Consider the following 19899-nt stretch of genomic DNA (forward strand, 5'->3'; position numbering starts at 1 on the left):
TTCCTAAAGAATTTCATATATTTCCACGCCTTCGTCACCTCACGGGATGACATTAAAAACCTTTGCTTAGGATAGTATAGCAGAAAAAATTCGTTTTGTAAACGAATTTTTCCTGAGCCTTGAAATGAGAAAGCGAGGCGAGATTTTGTAAATCATTTTTTCCCGAGCCAAGAAACAAAGACGCGAGGTATGATTTTGTAAATCATTTTTTCCCGAGCCTTGAAATGAGAAAGCGAGGTATGATTTTGTAAACGATTTTTTCCCGAGCTAAGAAACAAAAAAGCGAGGCAAGATTTTGTGGTAAACTTTTAAAAATTTTTAAAGTGGGTGTTTATTTGGCATGCCCGCCTTACGGGGATATTTGTTTGGAGTTTCCTTTTTCTTTTCAACCACAGTGATGTAGCGAGGGTCACCATTAGGAAGTGTGTAGCTGATGTTGTCTTCAACTTTACTAAAGAGAAGGTTGAGAGCATTTTTGGATTCTGTCAATTCCTCAGGGGCATTACTGGCCTTAAGGGCCAAAAGTTTTCCACCAACTTTAAGATAGGGAATGGTTAACTCAGAGAGAACCTGCATGCGGGCAACCGCGCGTGCTGTTACAATGTCAAATTGGGCACGGAACTTCTTGTCTTGAGCAAAGTCTTCAGCACGACCATGGTAGAAGTGAACCCCTTCTAATCCTAGCTCTTCAGCCAGAAGCTGAAGGAAGTTAATCCGCTTATTCAGTGAATCAATGATGGTCACATCTAGCTGAGGGTAGAGAATCTTCATAGGGAGACTTGGGAAGCCTGCCCCTGCTCCAATATCCAGTAACTTAATTTCTTGATTTGCAATCAACCCATGTAGGATAGGAGCGATAGAATCATAAAAGTGTTTAAGATAAACTTCTTCTTTTTCGGTAATAGCGGTTAGGTTGATCTTTTCATTCCATTCAACTAAGAGTTGGAAATAACGATCAAATTGTGCTTTTTGCTTGTCAGTAAGAATAATATTTTGTTCAGCGAGTAATCTGTAAAAAGTTTCTGGTTTCATAGTTGTATCCTTCTTGTATATCATCTTATTTTACCACAAAAACATGGAAATTTGATATACTTGTACTAATCTAAAAGCAGAAAGGAGCTTTATGATGCAATGGATGTTTTTTGGAGTTCTTGCTCTCATTATTTTTTTGGTGATCGTTAGCTACAATGGCTTGGTAAAAAATCGTATGCAAACCAAGGAGGCTTGGAGTCAAATTGATGTTCAGTTGAAGCGTCGAAATGACCTTTTGCCAAACTTGATTGAAACGGTAAAAGGCTACGCAAAATATGAAGCTTCTACACTTGAAAAGGTAACGGAACTTCGTAGACAAGTGGCAGTAGCAACCACACCTGCAGAAGCTATGAAGGCTAGTGATGCCCTTACTCGTCAAGTATCAGGTATCTTCGCGGTTGCAGAGAACTACCCGGATTTGAAGGCTAGCAGTAACTTTGCACAATTACAAGAAGAATTGACTAACACAGAAAATAAAATTTCTTATGCACGACAGCTCTATAATAGTGTCGTTAGCAACTACAATGTTAAATTAGAAACCTTCCCTAGTAATCTGATTGCGGCTATCTTTGGCTTCAAGGCAGCGGATTTCCTTCAGACTCCAGAAGAAGAAAAGGCTGTTCCTAGAGTTGATTTTAGTGGTTTAGGTGACTAAGATGCTGTACAAACAAATCGCTAGTAATAAACGCAAAACTTGGGTTCTTTTAATTGTCTTCTTTCTTTTGTTAGCTATTGTAGGTTATGCAGTTGGATATCTTTTCATGAACTCAGGATTTGGGGGCGTGACTATAGCCATGATTCTTGGCTTTATCTATGCCTTGACCATGATTTTTCAATCTACAGAGATTGTCATGAGCATGAATGGTGCGCGTGAAGTTGATAGGAATGAAGAACCTGTTCTCTCTCATGTTGTTGAGGATATGGCTATGGTGGCGCAGATTCCTATGCCACGAGTTTATGTAATTGATGACCCGGGTTTGAATGCTTTCGCCACAGGTTCGAATCCTCAAAATGCTGCTGTTGCTGCTACGTCAGGACTTCTAGACATCATGAATCGTGAGGAATTAGAAGCTGTAATCGGGCATGAAGTTAGTCATATTCGCAACTTGGATATTCGAATCTCTACCATTGCTGTTGCTCTTGCCAGTGCAATTACACTTTTATCGAGTATGGCTGGTCGTATGATATGGTGGGGTGGAGCATCACGTAGTAGAAGAAATAGTGACCGTGACAGTGGAGGACTTGAAGTGATTATGTTAGTCATTTCTCTCTTAGCCATAGTTCTGGCACCTCTTGCAGCAACTTTAGTGCAATTAGCTATTTCTCGACAACGAGAATTTCTAGCAGATGCTTCAAGCGTAGAATTAACTCGTAATCCTCAAGGGATGATCAATGCCCTCCTTAAGCTAGAAAATAGTCAACCAATGACTCATCATGTGGATGATGCTAGTAGTGCGCTTTATATCAATGATCCTCAAAAACCAGGTTTCTTGAAAAAACTATTTTACACGCATCCACCTATTTCAGAACGGATTGAGCGTTTGAAACATATGTAAAAAACATCCAGAGGTTTTCCTCTGGATGTTTTATTTCCAAAAGTTAAAGATCTTGTAAATCGACTACTTCTAAACCATACTCTGTCAGACTATAGATACTCGTACAGACTTCTTTCAAGAAACGTCGATCATGCGAAACAGTGACAAGACCACCAGAATAATTGGCAAAGAGTTTTCTGATTTCTGGTTGAGATGTTGGAGAAAAATTTCGTGTGGGTTCATCTAGAAGGAGAAAGTTCGGTTTTCGCAGAACTAAATTCAAAAGAAGGAGTTTACCTTGTTGACCTCCAGATAAGGAGTGGATTTGCTGGTGCATCTCTGGATAACTGAAATTGAGACTGGCTAGGAAGGATTGGATTTTCTGTAATTCCTCTTTATGTCCAGTTTGGCTGAGAAATTCTACTGGCGATAGAGCCAATTGCAATGTTTCTTGGTAATCTTGTGGCATAAATCCAAGCGAGATTTCTCTCTTATTATTAAGAAGTTGCTGCAGCTTGGCTAAAAGTGTGGATTTGCCAATGCCATTGGGACCGATAATACCAATTTTTTCTTGACCACGGACAGTTAGTTGTAACTCCTGAGCTAAAACACGCTCACCAATAGACAAATTTTCCTTTTCCAGTAGAATTAAGACCTTAGAAGCCGCTAATGGCTCTATATCTGAAAAGAAAAGTTGGATTTGTTCCTCTTCAAGTGGCTTTTGGGTCATGGACTGAGCTGCTTTTTCGTAACGTTTTTCTTGAGAAAGAACATTTTTCATCTTTTTAGCTAATAGGCGACCGGCAGTACTGTCTTTGGTAGCTCGAAGTGCAGTTTCTACATTTTGCTTGACGCGACGATGCTTTTCCATGGTTTTGTCATAGGCTCTCTGGTCGTTGGCAGCTTGCTGGCTTTGTCTGGCAAAATGAGCCTTTCTCTGTTCACTATAGCGATCATAGTCTAGATGTTCGACTAGGGTTTCAGCTTCCTTTCGGTGCTTGACTAGTCGCAAGTGGATAATGGTGTCTGCCGTTCGAGAGAGGAAGTCTTCATCATGAGAAATGAAAATAACGGTTTGCCTCATCTTCTGAATTTGACCTTTTAGCCAATCAATCGTCTCAAGATCTAGGTCATTTGAAGGTTCATCTAAAAATAGAATGTCAAAGGGTTTAGCCAATTCATGGATGAGCTGAATTTTCAAAGCTTCACCACCCGAGAGACTACCAATTTCTTGATCACTTGCAAAACGACTGCTGTCAAAGTGTAATTCATCAGACAAGCGATAGAGAATGCTGTAGTCCAAATCTGTAGACTCTAAAAAGAAGTAGTCCTGTAAAGATTTTTTCTTCAGTTCTTCAGGGAGATGCTGGGGAATGTAGGCCAGAGACTGAAGGTCAGACTGAATGTCTCCCTTGATAGAGAAATCAGCTAATTTTTCTCCCATTAAAGTTTTAAGTAAGGTTGATTTTCCATTTCCTTCTTCACCGATAATAGCGACCTTTTCTCCGTCTTGGATAGTCATATTTAAATCGGAAATAAGGTCTCTTAAATCTTTGTTTTGTGTGATGGTCAGATGGTTGATTTTTATCATATTGTTGCCCTTTCTAGAATGTCGATAGTGCATAACAAAAAGCTCTACTTTACCTAGTAGAGCCCAAAGTCTATGTCAAAAAAACTCTTTTAATACTCTTCGAAAATCAAATTCAAACTACGTCAGCGTCGCCTTACCGTACTCAAGTACAGCTTGCGGCTAGCTTCCTAGTTTGCTCTTTGATTTTCATTGAGTATAAAATGCCAGAAGAAAGAGCATAAAAGAGCACACAAAAAGAGACAAAAACAAGATCTACTAAATAAAGGTTCTTTATTTGATAGACTTAGTTGTTCATGTCTCCTTTACCTCCGAGTATTGTTGGAATCATCATACTCTTTTTGAAAAAATTTGTCAAGATTTAGACAGAAAATCTTCTTTTTAAAGACCAAAAACAGGTCCATAAAGTGTCAGGGGATGTTTAACGTGATCGTAGTGGAACTTATCATAGTTTCGCCAAGCTGTACGAGCCTGGTCGTTTAGTTTTAGGCTACCAAGTCCAATCAAAAGACTAGTACGTTGGAAAAAAGTTTCCAGTTCAATTAAGATAGCGTTGTCTACTTTCTCAGCTTTTTTGAGTGCTCTGAGAATTTCGTCTATATTTTGCTGTAAGCGTAGGTCATCAGGTAAGCCCTGTTTACAGCTTTGTATTGCTTGGTTTAATTCTGAGACTAATTGATAGGCTTCTGTTAAAAGAGCTTTGTCTTCCATATGAGCTTCCTCCTTGCTCATGTATTGATGCCTATAGTATAGCATAAAAAGTAAAATTATCATAATAAATATATCAAAAAAATACAGAAAGATCTTTTAAAAGTTTAGAGGCCTTACTTGACCGCTTTTCATGGTATAATCAAGTGAGTAAATCTTAATGGAGGAAGTATGAAATTAAATATTCAAGAAGTTCGTAAGCAGCCTGAAGGTTTGTATTTTGAGCAAACTCTAGACCTGTCAGCTGACTTACGTGAGCGTAACCAAGAAATTTTAGATGTAAAAAATATTGTCGCAGTTGGGAAGGTTCAGTATGAAGACCGTATGTATTTCCTAGATTATCAACTATCTTACATTATAGTTCTTGCTTCTAGCCGTAGTATGGAACCTGTTGAGTTAGCAGAGTCTTATCCAGTGACAGAAGTCTTTATGGAAGGTGCTACTAATCATCTGGACCAAGAAGTTCTAGATGATGACTTGGTTTTACCCATCGAAAATGGTGAAATTGACCTTGCTGAGAGCGTTTCGGACAATATCTTGCTAAACATTCCAATCAAGGTATTAACAGCAGAAGAAGAAGCTGGTCAGGGATTTGTTTCTGGAAATGACTGGCAAATCATGACTGAGGAAGAGTACCAAGCTCAACAAGCAGTCAAGAAAGAAGAAAGTAGTCCTTTTGCAGGTTTACAAGGGCTTTTTGATGGAGATGAATAGATGGTTTTATCCAAGAAACGTGCCCGTCATGTCATAGAAGAAATCATTGCTCTTTTTCCTGATGCGAAACCAAGTCTAGATTTTCGCAATCATTTTGAATTGCTAGTTGCAGTCATGTTGTCTGCTCAGACGACGGATGCAGCAGTAAATAAAGCAACCCCAGCTCTTTTTGAAGCCTTCCCTACACCGCAAGCCATGGCGAACGCAAGTGAGAATGAGATTGCTAAACATATTTCTCGTCTAGGCCTTTATAGAAACAAAGCCAAGTTCCTTAAGAAATGTGCCCAACAGTTATTAGAAGATTTTGACGGTCAAGTTCCTCAGACTAGAGAAGAATTAGAAAGTTTGGCGGGAGTTGGGCGTAAAACGGCTAATGTAGTCATGAGTGTGGGTTTTGGAATTCCAGCTTTTGCGGTAGATACCCATGTGGAGCGCATTTGCAAACACCATGATATTGTAAAAAAATCTGCTACACCATTAGAAGTTGAAAAACGTGTCATGGATGTCTTGCCACCAGAAAAGTGGTTGGCGGCACATCAGGCCATGATTTACTTTGGTCGTGCTATCTGTCATCCGAAAAATCCAGAATGCGAACACTATCCACAATTGTATGATTTTAGTTCATTATAAGGTCAAATATTGAATGTTTTTACTTGCTTTGAACTGGGCTTTGTGTTATAGTAAAAACAATAAAATATTCCTTTAAACCTGTCCCGTGAGGCAGGCAAGGAGCTCGATAAAGTAGAAGGGTAAGTCTATGCTGTTTCCAGTATGGCTCGCTTAATGATACATTCTCAAGTCTCCTTGTCTAAGGAGACTTTTCTTTTTGGAGGTTTGTCATGAAGACAAAAGAAGTTGTAGACGAATTAACCGTCAAGCGAGCAATTACGCGTATCACTTATGAGATTATCGAACGCAACAAAGATTTGAACAAAATCATTTTAGCAGGAATTAAAACACGTGGTGTCTTTATCGCCCACCGCATCCAAGAGCGCTTGGAACAATTGGAAAACATCTCTGTTCCCGTTGTAGAATTAGATACCAAACCTTACCGTGACGATGTCAAAAGTGGTGAAGATACTTCCTTGATTTCTGTTGATGTGACAGACCGCGAAGTTATCTTGGTGGATGATGTTCTTTACACAGGACGTACAATTCGTGCCGCTATCGATAACATTGTCGGACATGGTCGCCCTGCCCGTGTGAGTCTTGCAGTACTAGTGGACCGTGGACACAGAGAATTGCCAATTCGTCCAGATTACGTTGGGAAAAATATTCCAACTAGTCGTTCTGAAGAAATCATCGTTGAGATGACAGAACTTGATGGCCAAGATAGAGTTTTGATTACTGAAGAAGCTTAAAAGCTAAAGGAGTAGCCATGTCAGAAAATCAACAAGCACTGGAACACGTGGTGTCCATGGAAGATCTCACTGTAGATCAGGTTATAAAATTGATTAAACGAGGGATTGAGTTTAAAAATGGAGCCCAGTTGCCCTACGAAGATCATCCTATTGTTGCCAACCTTTTCTTTGAAAATTCGACAAGAACGCATAAATCTTTCGAAGTTGCAGAGATTAAGCTGGGAATGGAACGACTTGACTTTGATGTAAAGACAAGTTCAGTCAACAAGGGTGAGACACTCTATGATACAATCCTGACCTTGTCTGCGCTTGGTGTAGATATCTGTGTTATTCGACACCCAGAGGTTGATTACTACAGGGAATTGATTGCGAGCCCAACGATTACGACTTCCATTATCAACGGTGGAGACGGATCAGGGCAACATCCTAGCCAAAGCTTGCTTGATTTGATGACAATTTACCAAGAATTTGGTCGTTTTGAAGGGCTCAAGGTTGCGATTGCTGGTGATTTGGACCATTCACGTGTAGCCAAGTCCAATATGCAAATTCTGAAGCGCTTGGGAGCTGAACTTTACTTTGCAGGACCTGAGGAATGGAGAAGTCAAGAGTTTGCAGACTACGGACAGTTTGTAACCATTGATGAGATTGTTGATCAGGTGGATGTTCTGATGTTGCTTCGAGTTCAACATGAACGTCACGAAAGTGGAGCGTTCTTTTCAAAAGAAAGCTATCATGCTCAACATGGCTTGAACCAAGAACGCTACAATCGCTTAAAAGAAGAAGCAATTATTATGCACCCGGCTCCAGTTAATCGAGATGTAGAAATTGCTGACCACTTGGTTGAGGCTCCAAAATCACGTATTGTCCAACAAATGACCAATGGAGTCTTTGTTCGAATGGCAATCTTAGAATCCGTATTGGCAAGCAGAAAAGCCAAATAAGACACAAAACGTTAAAAGACGCCAGTGAGCGTCCACGAGAGGTGAGAATATGACAAAACGACTTCTAGTTTTAGAAGATGGCACAGTTTTTGAAGGTAAAGCCTTCGGTGCAGATATTGATGTAACAGGGGAAATCGTCTTTAACACAGGGATGACAGGCTATCAAGAATCTATTACAGACCAGTCTTATAATGGGCAAATTTTGACCTTCACTTATCCATTGGTGGGGAATTATGGAATTAACCGTGATGATTACGAATCTATTAGCCCAACCTGTAAGGGTGTTGTAGTTTTCGAAGAGGCACGTAGAGCAAGTAACTGGCGGAATCAAATGACGCTGGATGAGTTCTTGAAAGCTAAGAAAATTCCTGGTATTTCAGGAATTGATACACGTGCGCTTACAAAGATTATCCGTAAACATGGGACAATGCGTGCAACTTTGACACATGCTGGAGACAGTATGGATCATGTTGCTGATCAACTTAAAGCGACTGTTTTACCGACTGATAATATCAGACAAGTTTCTACCAAGACTTCTTATCCAGCTCCAGGAGTTGGTTTGAGTGTTGTTCTAGTAGACTTTGGTCTTAAGCATTCTATTTTACGAGAACTTTCAAAACGTGATTGTAACGTGACTGTAGTTCCATACACAACTACAGCTGAGGAAATCTTGCATTTAAATCCTGATGGAGTTATGTTGTCAAATGGGCCTGGGAATCCAGAAGATGTACCAGAAGCTCTTGATATGATTCGTGGGATTCTCGGGAAAATTCCAATCTTTGGAATCTGTATGGGGCACCAACTCTTTGCCATGGCAAATGGTGCGAAGACCTATAAAATGAAGTTTGGTCACCGTGGCTTTAACCACGCTGTACGTGAAATTGCAACTGGGCGCGTGGACTTCACTAGTCAAAATCATGGTTATGCAGTTAGCCGTGAGGATTTACCAGAGCACTTAATCATCACCCATGAAGAAATCAATGATAAGTCAGTTGAAGGCGTACGTCACAGATACCAACCAGGTTTCTCTGTGCAATTCCACCCAGACGCAGCTCCTGGTCCACACGACGCAAGCTACCTATTTGACGAGTTTATCGAGATGATGGAAGCTTTCAAACAAACAAACTAAAGACGAGTGAGAAATCGTCGGAGAATTTATTTAATGTCGCTCTGTGAGGCGACGAATAGAAAGGCAGGTCGTTTATTTTAGTCGCTATATGGCGAACTAAAAACTCCCTGCACTAGATTTTTTACCGAAAATGATCGTTTCGCTAAAAAATCGTCGGAGAATTTATTTAATGGCAATCAGAGAGTTGCCGAATAGAAAGGAGAAGGGTAGTTCGTATTTGCTGAATTGAATACGGGCTACGGACGGTGCTAAAAAGATAGTTATTCCTAGAACTGACTGTTCTTCGTCATAACTCCTATTTTAGCTTTGTTCGCTTGACGCCCTTAATATCTTATAAATGCCTAAACGTACTGATATTCAAAAAATTATGGTGATTGGTTCTGGTCCGATTATTATTGGTCAGGCTGCTGAGTTTGACTACGCTGGGACTCAGGCTTGCTTGTCTCTGAAAGAGGAAGGGTATGAGGTTGTCTTGGTAAACTCAAACCCTGCAACCATCATGACGGATAAAGAAATTGCAGACAAGGTCTACATCGAACCGATTACACTTGAGTTTGTGACTCGTATTCTCCGTAAGGAACGTCCAGATGCTTTGCTTCCAACTCTTGGAGGTCAAACAGGTCTTAATATGGCCATGGAATTGTCTAAAAATGGTATCTTAGATGAACTTGGAGTTGAACTTCTGGGGACAAAATTGTCTGCTATTGACCAAGCTGAGGACCGGGATCTCTTTAAACAATTGATGGAAGAACTCAAGCAACCAATTCCAGAATCAGAAATTGTCAACACAGTAGAGGAAGCAGTTGCCTTTGCAGCAACTATTGGCTACCCAGTTATCGTCCGCCCAGCCTTTACTCTAGGTGGTACTGGTGGTGGTATGTGTGCCAACGAAGAAGAATTGCGAGAAATTGCTGAAAATGGTTTGAAGTTGTCACCTGTTACCCAGTGTTTGATTGAACGTTCCATTGCTGGTTTCAAGGAAATTGAGTATGAGGTCATGCGTGACTCAGCTGACAATGCCCTTGTTGTATGTAACATGGAAAACTTTGACCCAGTCGGGATTCATACAGGGGATTCCATCGTATTTGCCCCTGCGCAAACCATGTCAGATTATGAAAACCAAATGCTACGTGACGCGAGCTTGAGCATTATTCGTGCCCTCAAGATTGAAGGTGGATGTAACGTTCAGTTGGCACTTGATCCTCATAGCTTTAAGTACTATGTCATCGAAGTAAACCCTCGTGTATCTCGTTCTTCTGCCCTTGCTTCTAAGGCGACAGGTTACCCAATCGCTAAATTGGCTGCTAAGATTGCAGTAGGATTGACATTGGATGAGGTTATTAACCCTGTTACAGGTTCAACTTATGCTATGTTTGAACCAGCCCTTGACTATGTGGTTGCAAAGATTCCACGCTTCCCATTTGACAAGTTTGAAAAGGGTGAACGTCGTCTTGGTACTCAGATGAAGGCAACTGGAGAAGTTATGGCTATCGGTCGTAACATCGAGGAATCACTTCTTAAGGCTTGTCGTTCTCTTGAAATTGGAGTTCACCACAATGAGATGCCAGAACTTGCAGATGTTTCAGATGATGCCTTGATTGAAAAAGTTGTCAAAGCACAAGATGACCGTCTCTTCTACGTATCTGAAGCCATTCGTCGTGGTTATACACCAGAAGAGATTGCTGACTTGACTAAGATTGATATCTTCTATCTTGATAAACTCTTGCATATCTTTGAAATTGAGCAAGAATTGGGCGCACATCCACAAGATGTAGCAGTCCTAAAAACAGCAAAACTCAATGGTTTCTCAGATCGTAAAATCGCTGAACTCTGGAACACTACAGCTGACCAAGTTCGCCAACTACGTTTGGAAAACAAGATTGTCCCAGTTTACAAGATGGTGGATACTTGTGCGGCAGAATTTGAATCAGAAACTCCATATTTCTATTCTACTTATGGTTGGGAAAATGAATCTATCAAGTCAGATAAGGAATCTGTTCTTGTCCTAGGTTCTGGTCCAATCCGTATCGGTCAAGGAGTTGAGTTTGACTACGCAACTGTTCACTCTGTTAAGGCAATCCAAGCTGCTGGCTACGAAGCTATCATCATGAACTCAAACCCAGAGACAGTTTCAACAGACTTCTCTGTATCGGACAAACTTTACTTTGAACCATTGACATTTGAAGATGTCATGAATGTCATTGACCTTGAACAACCAAAAGGCGTTATCGTTCAATTTGGTGGTCAAACAGCCATCAACCTTGCTGAACCATTGGCAAAAGCTGGTGTAACTATCCTTGGTACGCAAGTTTCTGACCTAGACCGTGCCGAAGACCGTGACCTCTTCGAGCAAGCCCTCAAAGACTTGGATATTCCACAACCACCTGGACAAACAGCAACCAATGAAGAAGAAGCTGTGCTTGCAGCTCGTAAGATTGGCTTCCCAGTTCTCGTTCGTCCTTCATATGTTTTGGGTGGACGTGCTATGGAAATCGTAGAGAACGAAGAAGACCTTCGTTCTTACATGCGTACTGCGGTTAAGGCAAGTCCAGACCATCCAGTTCTTGTCGACTCTTATATCGTTGGACAAGAATGTGAAGTTGATGCCATCTCAGACGGACAAAATGTCCTCATTCCAGGTATCATGGAACATATCGAACGTGCTGGTGTCCACTCAGGTGACTCAATGGCTGTTTACCCTCCACAAACCTTGTCTCAAAAGGTGCAAGAAACGATTGCAGATTACACTAAGCGTCTTGCAATTGGCCTCAACTGTCTTGGTATGATGAACATTCAGTTTGTTATCAAGGATGAGAAAGTATACGTCATTGAAGTAAACCCTCGTGCTAGCCGTACCGTACCGTTCCTTTCAAAAGTAACCAATATCCCTATGGCACAGGTAGCGACTAAGTTGATTCTTGGTCAAAGTCTCGAAGAACTTGGTTACCAAGATGGACTTTACCCAGAAAGTACTCGCGTCCATATCAAGGCACCAGTCTTCTCCTTTACCAAACTAGCTAAGGTAGACAGCCTTCTTGGTCCTGAAATGAAGTCAACAGGGGAAGTTATGGGGTCTGATACCACTCTAGAAAAAGCCCTCTATAAAGCTTTTGAAGCTTCATACCTCCACTTGCCAACCTTTGGGAACGTTGTCTTTACCATCGCAGACGATGCAAAAGAAGAAGCTTTAGATTTAGCGCGTCGTTTCCAAAATATTGGTTACGGAATCCTTGCAACTGCAGGAACAGCGGAGTTCTTTGCAAGTCATGGATTACAGACTCAACTTGTTGGTAAAATCGGTCATGATGAACACGATATCCCAAGCTACGTCCGCAAAGGAAAAATTCAAGCAATCATCAATACTGTCGGTACCAAACGGACAGCCGACGAAGACGGAGAACAAATCCGTCGATCTGCCATCGAACATGGGGTGCCTCTCTTTACAGCTTTGGATACAGCAGATGCCATGCTAAAAGTATTAGAAAGCAGAAGTTTTGTCACAGAGGCTATCTAGGATTAAAAAGATTCTCGTAAGAGAATCTTTTTTTGTTGAAAGCGTTGCTATCATTTTTCACAAAAAATTATATGTAAAACCAACGCATGAGTAAATATATAAAAATAGTATAATTTTAGATTTATTTATTTAAAAAAATAGACATAATATAGGATGATGTACATTTGCATATAAGTATATATAATAAATTAGAGTAGGTTTAAAAGGTCTAAAATATAACGAAGTAAACGATTTCAAGAGCTCATAATTATTTGAAGTTAGGTAAGACTTATGGTATGATAGAATTGCTAAGGTGTGAGAAAAATATTGTATTCTATATTCAGATATAGTATAATTTCTTCTGCTGATAGTAAAAAAATATAAAAGGAGAATATATCCAAATGATAAGAAAGGAACAACAACGTTTTTCTTTGCGGAAATATAAAGTAGGTGTTGCATCCGTATTTTTAGGAACAACCCTTAGCTTTATGCTGGCAAATGGTGGTGCGGTAAAAGCTTCTGAACTTCCTACGCAACCAAGTTCTGAAGAGAAGACAGAGTTGGTGAAAAAGGATAGTGGCATCGAGGATTCCTCTAAGAAGGAAGTGAATGTTGTCGAAAATGTTGCAACAACTGAGCTTGCTGAAACAAAAAAGGTTGAAGAAGCAAAACCAGCATCTGAGGTTAAAACAGAAGATCCTAAATCTGAACCAGTGTCTTCAGAAAAAGCAGAAGAGGCAAAACCAGCAACAGCTGAAGGCGGAGTTACTGCAGAAGAAACTGCTAAACCAGCAGAAAAAGCAGAAGAAGCAAAACCAGAAGTTGCTGAAGGAGAAACTAAAAAAGAAGAAAAAGCAGCAGCAGAGAAAGCAGTTGCAACTGAAGCAAAACCAGCAATAGATGAATCAAACAAACCAAGAGTACGTAGTCGTCGTGCCACTACTGACGAAGCTGTTACTGGAGATCACAACACTAAACCAGTAAGTGTTAGCACTTATTTAAAAGATGGGGAAACTGTTGATCCATCTATTACTAATCCTAACGGGGCAACTGTTAAGTCTCAAGATGTACCAGCTGGTTACGCGAGAAAAGAAGGAGATTGGTATACATACAGTATTGTAGATTTGACCAAATTTAACGAACGTTATAATACAAATTACTATACACGTGCTTATAAGAAGTTTGATGCTTCTACAGATACCACTGTCGAATTAATTGATAAAACAACTGGGAATGTAGTAGAAACAAAAACAATCACAGCAACAAGTGGAATTCAAAAATTCACTACTACTAAAACGGCATCAAATGGTGAACTAACTTGGCAAGTTGATTACAACCCAGGTACAGGAGCAGGGCCGGGTAAAACTGACCAACCATTTATCCAATTAGGTTATGAAGTTGGTGCAAGTATTCAAGCTTTAGTAAATCCAAAGAATGAAGCTGAACAAAAATTATATCAAGATGTTTATAATGCTCGTACATCAACTGATATTATTAACGTTGTAGAACCAGCTTATAATGGTCGTACAATCACAGATACAAACGCTAAAATTCCAATATTCGTTGATAAAACAACTTACTACAGAGTAGTTGATAAAAATAACCCAACATTTAACGCTAATAAAACAGATAAAACTGTTCAAGATTACGTACCAAATGGTAATGAAGTAGACTTGGCTAGATATACAACTAAAGCCATGGAAGGACAAAACTTCACAGCATCTGGTGAGCGCCAATTTGATGGCTACAAATTGTATCAAACAGCTGATGCAAACGATAAATCAGGTTATGTGAGTCGTCCTTACAAAGTTGGAACTAAATTCATGGACGCTGAGCGTGCAGGGATTAAACGGATTAAAGAAATCGTAGGGGAAGATGGAACTGTAGTCGTTCGTGTTTATCTTCTAGATCCAAAACAACAAAGCAAACGTTCTGATGGTACATTGAGCACTGATGGATACATGTTGCTAGCAGAAACTAAACCGATTAAACCTGGTGATTATAACAAACAAGAATTAAATGTTAAGAAATCACCTCTTAACACAATTGACTTCACCGGTAATGACGGTGTAAACCATCCTAATGGAGTAGAAGTTCCATTTGACTTCCAAAAAGCTGCTGGATATACACCGTATAAAACGGTATTCGTACCATTCTTAGGAGATGGTATCGGACACCTTTCACCAAATAGTCAATTAGGAAATGGTGCATATGTACAAATAGGTACAAACGTTGACTTGCTCAACTCATTGACACCATACAAGCAACCAATTTATTACTATGTCAAACAAGAACCAGTAACAGTCACTCCAGAAGTTGAAAAACAATTGGACGGACGTGTCTTGACAGACGGCGAGTTTACTTTCAAATTAACAGAAGAGAAAAGTACTCCTGATAAGCACGAAGAAACTGTTACCAACAAGGATGGAAAAGCTACATTCAGCAAGCTTACTTTTAACAAAGCTGGTACTTATAAATACAAGATCACTGAACAAAAGGGTTCTGATACAGACGTAGACTATGACGCAATGACTGTTACCATGACAGTTACTGTAACTGAGAATTCTAAAGGTGAATTGCAAGCAACTGTTAAATACAGTGCTGAAGGTGGATTCAAATCAAGTGATGATGATAAGATCTTCAACAACTATGTAGTAGCACCAGTAAAAGTTAAATTTGACTTCACGAAGAAATTGGCTGGACGTGAACTTAAAGACGGAGAATTCAACTTTGTTCTTAAAGATTCAAGAGGTCAAGAAGTTGAAACTGTTGCCAACAAAAAAGATGGTACAGTGACATTTACTGAATTGTCATTTGACAATACGAAAATTGGCACACATACCTATACTGTAGAAGAAGTTATTCCAACAACAAAAGAAGTTGGTATGACTTACGATACGATGAAGGCAACTATTACAGTTAAGGTTGCTAAGAACGGTCATACACTTACTACAGTAACAAGCGTATCATCAACTGGTGGTGTAGATGATAACGGAACATCAACTGATGGTAAGGAAGATAAAGTATTCAACAACAAAATCACTCCTCCAGAAACACCTGTTTTCCAACCAGAAAAATTTGTACTCAACAAAGAAAAGTATGACATCACTGGTACTAAGTTGGTTGATGATGACAACGAGTTAACGGATGAGTACACAGAAACGAATGCAGATCCGTATGCTGATAAAACTACTAACAACGAAGCAGAAAACATCAATACTAAGACAGTTGAACGTGGTGAAAAATTAGTTTACCAAGTATGGTTAGATACTAGAAACTTCTCAGAGAAGAACAATATCCAATCTGTTGGTATTTCCGATACTTATGATGCTGGAAAAGTAACAGTTAATGCTAGTGATATTAAGGCATATGATAGTGTAACTGGCGAAGATGTAACGGCTAAGTTTGACATTAAGGTTGAAAATGGTGTCATCACAGCAACTTCTAAGTCTTCTATGAACAAATCTTTAGGTGATGCTGATAATACTCAAGTTATCGACACAACTAAATTCGCCTTTGGTCGCTACTATAAATTCGATATCCCAGCTACTGTTAAAGCAGATGTTAAGGCAGGAGCTGATATTGAAAACAAAGCCAACCAAATCGTTCATGTCTACAACCCAGTAAGTAAATCTGTAGAAAAACCTGAAAAACCAACTCAAAAACGTGTCAACACTGTACCTGTTACAGTTGATCTCAAGTTCACTAAGAAGTTGGAAGGTCGTACTCTAGCTGCTGGTGAATTTAGCTTTGTTCTTAAGAAAGACAATGTTGCAGTTGAAACTGTTCAGAATGATGCAGAAGGTAAAATTACCTTTAAGACACTCAAGTTTGGTAAAGATGATCTTGGCAAGACCTACACTTATACTGTTTCAGAGGTTGCAGGTACTGATTCAACAGTAACCTACGATGATATGGTTGCAACAGTTACAGTGAAGGTAGACCATGATGGTACTGCTAAGGCAATCGTAGCAACTGTTAAAGACGCGCCAGATAAAGAGTTTAATAACACTGTGAAACCTCCAGAAGAACCTAAGTTCCAACCAGAGAAATACGTTGTTTCTGAAGAGAAATTCGATATCACAGGTGACAAGCTTCTTGACGATGATAAAGAGTTGGCAGATAAGTACGCAGACACAAATGCGAACCCATATGCGGACGATGCGTCAAACAACGAAAAAGAAAACTTGAATACTAAGACTGTTAAACGTGGCGCTAAATTGGTTTACCAAGTATGGTTGGATACTACTAAGTTTGACGCTAACAACAAGGATAACATCCAATCAGTAAGTATTTCTGATGACTTCGATGAAACTAAGGTTGATGTAGATGCTTCAGCTATCAAGGCTTACGATTCAGTAACTGGTGCTGATGTGACTGACAAGTTCGATATCAAGGTTGAAAATGGTGTCATGACCGCGACTCTTAAAGCTGACTTCACCAAGTCACTTGGAGACGCAGACAATACGCAAATCATCGACACAACTAAATTTGCCTTTGGTCGCTACTATAAATTCGATATCCCAGCTACTGTTAAAGCAGATGTTAAGGCAGGAGCTGATATTGAAAATACTGCAAGTCAGTTAGTACATTATTACAATCCATCAACTAAGAAGGTTGAAAAACCAGTTAAACCAACTGAAAAACGTGTTAACTCAGTTCCGATTGAAGTTGAATTCAACTTCACTAAGAAATTAGAAGGTCGTGAATTGAAAGCTGGTGAATTCAGCTTCGTGTTGAAAGACTCTGAAGGAAACGAAATCGAGACCGTCAAGAATGATAAAGATGGTAAAGTAAAATTTGAACCACTATCATTTATGAAGGGTGACGAAGGTACTCATAAGTATACTGTAGAAGAAGTAGCTGGAACAGATGCGACAGTAACTTACGATACAATGAAAGCTGAGATTACTGTTGAGATTTCTTACGATGGAAAAGCGAAAGCACTTGTGAAGACAATGACAGACGCTCCAGATAAAGAGTTCAATAACACTGTAACTCCACCAGAAGAACCTAAGTTCCAACCAGATAAATATGTATTGGATACAGCTAAATTCTCAATTACGGATAACAAACTTCTTGATGATGATTCTGAATTGGCAGACAAGTACGGAGATACGAATACAGATCCGTATGTAGATAAGACTGACAACAACGAAGCAGAAAACTTGAATACCAAGACTGTTAAGCGTGGTGCTAAGCTCTACTACCAAGTCTGGCTTGATACTACTAAGTTCGACGCAGCTAACAAGGATAACATCCAATCCGTAAGTATTTCTGATGATTTCGATGAAACGAAGGTCGATGTAGATGTCTCAGCGATCAAGGCTTACGATTCAGTAACTGGTGCGGATGTGACTGACAAGTTCGACATCAAGGTTGAAAATGGTGTTATGACCGCAACTCTTAAAGCTGGTTTCACTAAGTCACTTGGAGACGCAGACGATACACAAATCATCGATACAACTAAATTCGAGTTTGGTCGCTACTATAAATTCGATATCCCAGCCACTGTAAAATCAGACGTTGAAGGTGGAGTAGACATCGAAAATACAGCAGCGCAAATTGTAAACTACTACAACCCATCTACGAAGAAAGTTGAGAAACCAGAAAAACCAACTGAAAAACGTGTCAACTCAGTTCCAATTGAAGTCGAATTCAACTTCACTAAGAAACTCGAAGGTCGTGAATTGAAAGCTGGTGAGTTCAGCTTCGTATTGAAAGACTCTAAAGGTACTGAAATCGAAACGGTTCAGAACGACAAAGATGGTAAGGTGAAATTCGCTAAACTTGAATTCACTAAAGCTCAAGTTGGAACTCATAAGTACACTGTAGAAGAAGTTAAAGGAACTGACGCTACAGTCACTTACGACTCTATGAAGGCTGAGATCACAGTAGAAGTCAAATACGATGGTACAGCTAAAGCACTTGTGAAGACAGTGACAGATGCTCCAGATAAAGAGTTCAATAACACTGTGACTCCTCCAGAAACTCCTGAGTTTAACCCAGAAAAATATATTCTTAACGAAGAGAAATTTGACATTACTGGAACTAAACTTCTGGATGATGATAAAGAGTTGACTGATAAAGTAGCTGATACCAACAAAGACCCATATGTGGACAAAGTTGATAATAATGAAGCACAAAATATCAATACTCAAACACTCCACAAAGGTGATAAGGTTGTTTACCAAGTATGGTTGGATACAACTAAATTCACAGAAGCTCACAATATCCAATCTGTTGGTATTACAGATAAATATGACATCGAAAACTTGGATGTTAATGTAGCCGATATTAAAGCTTATGATTCAGTAACTGGTGAAGATGTTACAGCTAAGTTTGATATCTCAATTGTGGATGGTGTCATTACTGCTACATCTAAGACTGATTTGACTAAGTCACTTGGAGATGCAGAAAATACTCAAGTAATCGACACTGCTAAATTAGCATTTGGACGTTACTACAAGTTTGATATTCTTGCACGAATCAAGGATACTGCTAAGGAAGGTGTAGATATTGAAAATACAGCTTCTCAAATCGTTCACCAATACGATCCAACTAAGAAATCAGTTGAAAAACCAGAAAAACCAACTAAAAAACGTGTTGTAAATATTCCAGTTAAAGTTGAATTCAACTTCACTAAGAAATTGGAAGGTCGTGCGTTGAAAGCTGGTGAATTCAGCTTCGTATTGAAAGACAAAGATGGTAACGTGATTGAAACCGTAAGCAATGATGCTGAAGGTAAAATCAAGTTCTCAGCTCTTGAATTCAAACGTGGTCAAGAAGGTACTTATATCTATCATGTAGAAGAAGTGAAAGGTACAGAGGCTGGAGTTGAGTACGATAAGATGGTAGCGACTGTTGGAGTTACTGTAACTAAGGATGGTAAAGTGTTGACTCTTACTTCACAAATGCCTGAAGATACTGAGTTTAACAACAAGGTAACACCACCAACACCGCCAACACCACCAACACCACCAACACCACCAACACCACCAACACCGCCAACGCCGCCAACGCCGCCAACACCGCCAACACCGCCAACGCCGCCAACGCCGCCAACACCGCCAACACCGCCAACACCACCAACGCCGCCAACGCCGGTAGCACCACCAACTCCGGAAAAACCTAAAGGTCGTGAGTTGCCAAATACTGGTGAGCAATCTAAAGTTGGATTAGTGACTCTAGGTGCAGCACTTGGTCTAGTAGGTCTTGGTTTAATTGCAAAACCAAAAAGACGTGAAGACTAAGATTGAGATAAGATCAATATTTTGGTATTGAAATAGCAATTTTAGCTCTAAAATGAAGAGGCTTTGCTCGTAAGAGCAAGGCCTCTTTGTTATTTTCTTAAAAAAACCCGAGGACTTATTCCTTGGGTTTTTAAAATTATAGTAG

The 19899-nt window shown here is 39.7% G+C and carries 12 protein-coding genes; 9 read left to right on the top strand and 3 right to left on the bottom strand.

Going from position 1 to position 19899, the window contains the following annotated elements; genetic code table 11:
• Positions 1-318: 318 nt before the first annotated feature.
• On the bottom strand, positions 319-1032 hold the full coding sequence (gene rsmG, locus AC3E9F_RS02155) for a 16S rRNA (guanine(527)-N(7))-methyltransferase RsmG (RefSeq protein WP_263393768.1): 714 nt from the start codon (positions 1030-1032) through the stop codon (positions 319-321).
• 94 nt (positions 1033-1126) lie between these two features.
• On the opposite strand from rsmG, the gene AC3E9F_RS02160 reads away from it, so the two are divergent.
• Positions 1127-1687, top strand: a complete 561-nt coding sequence (locus tag AC3E9F_RS02160; protein WP_490672751.1) for a LemA family protein — start codon at positions 1127-1129, stop codon at positions 1685-1687.
• Between the two features lies 1 nt (position 1688).
• Positions 1689-2588, top strand: a complete 900-nt coding sequence (gene htpX, locus AC3E9F_RS02165; RefSeq protein ID WP_490672752.1) for a zinc metalloprotease HtpX — start codon at positions 1689-1691, stop codon at positions 2586-2588.
• A 43-nt stretch (positions 2589-2631) separates the two neighbouring features.
• Here htpX and AC3E9F_RS02170 read toward each other — a convergent pair whose 3' ends face one another.
• Positions 2632-4191, bottom strand: a complete 1560-nt coding sequence (locus AC3E9F_RS02170) for an ATP-binding cassette domain-containing protein (protein WP_490672753.1) — start codon at positions 4189-4191, stop codon at positions 2632-2634.
• 345 nt (positions 4192-4536) lie between these two features.
• The gene (locus AC3E9F_RS02175; RefSeq protein WP_490672754.1) at positions 4537-4866 is read right to left on the bottom strand and encodes a helicase BlpT; all 330 of its coding nucleotides are present in this window, start codon (positions 4864-4866) and stop codon (positions 4537-4539) included.
• Between the two features lie 168 nt (positions 4867-5034).
• Between AC3E9F_RS02175 and AC3E9F_RS02180 the strand changes: the two genes are divergently transcribed.
• From AC3E9F_RS02180 to AC3E9F_RS02210, 7 genes are all read left to right on the top strand, one after another.
• The gene (locus AC3E9F_RS02180) at positions 5035-5577 is read left to right on the top strand and encodes a YceD family protein (RefSeq protein ID WP_490672755.1); all 543 of its coding nucleotides are present in this window, start codon (positions 5035-5037) and stop codon (positions 5575-5577) included.
• Entirely contained in the window at positions 5578-6207 is a 630-nt protein-coding gene (gene nth / locus AC3E9F_RS02185; protein WP_490672756.1) for an endonuclease III, read from the top strand.
• Between the two features lie 209 nt (positions 6208-6416).
• The gene (gene pyrR, locus AC3E9F_RS02190) at positions 6417-6938 is read left to right on the top strand and encodes a bifunctional pyr operon transcriptional regulator/uracil phosphoribosyltransferase PyrR (RefSeq protein ID WP_004252509.1); all 522 of its coding nucleotides are present in this window, start codon (positions 6417-6419) and stop codon (positions 6936-6938) included.
• A 17-nt stretch (positions 6939-6955) separates the two neighbouring features.
• Entirely contained in the window at positions 6956-7879 is a 924-nt protein-coding gene (locus AC3E9F_RS02195; protein WP_490672757.1) for an aspartate carbamoyltransferase catalytic subunit, read from the top strand.
• Between the two features lie 49 nt (positions 7880-7928).
• The gene (locus AC3E9F_RS02200; RefSeq protein WP_006150768.1) at positions 7929-9008 is read left to right on the top strand and encodes a carbamoyl phosphate synthase small subunit; all 1080 of its coding nucleotides are present in this window, start codon (positions 7929-7931) and stop codon (positions 9006-9008) included.
• 337 nt (positions 9009-9345) lie between these two features.
• Entirely contained in the window at positions 9346-12522 is a 3177-nt protein-coding gene (carB, locus tag AC3E9F_RS02205) for a carbamoyl-phosphate synthase large subunit (protein ID WP_490672758.1), read from the top strand.
• Between the two features lie 380 nt (positions 12523-12902).
• Positions 12903-19754 carry an SspB-related isopeptide-forming adhesin gene (locus AC3E9F_RS02210; protein WP_263393759.1) on the top strand — a complete coding sequence of 2284 codons (6852 nt, stop codon included), beginning with the start codon at positions 12903-12905 and terminating at the stop codon, positions 19752-19754.
• Positions 19755-19899 lie beyond the last annotated feature (145 nt).

It is taken from the genome of Streptococcus sp. SCPM-O-B-15277 (M60) (assembly GCF_058200335.1).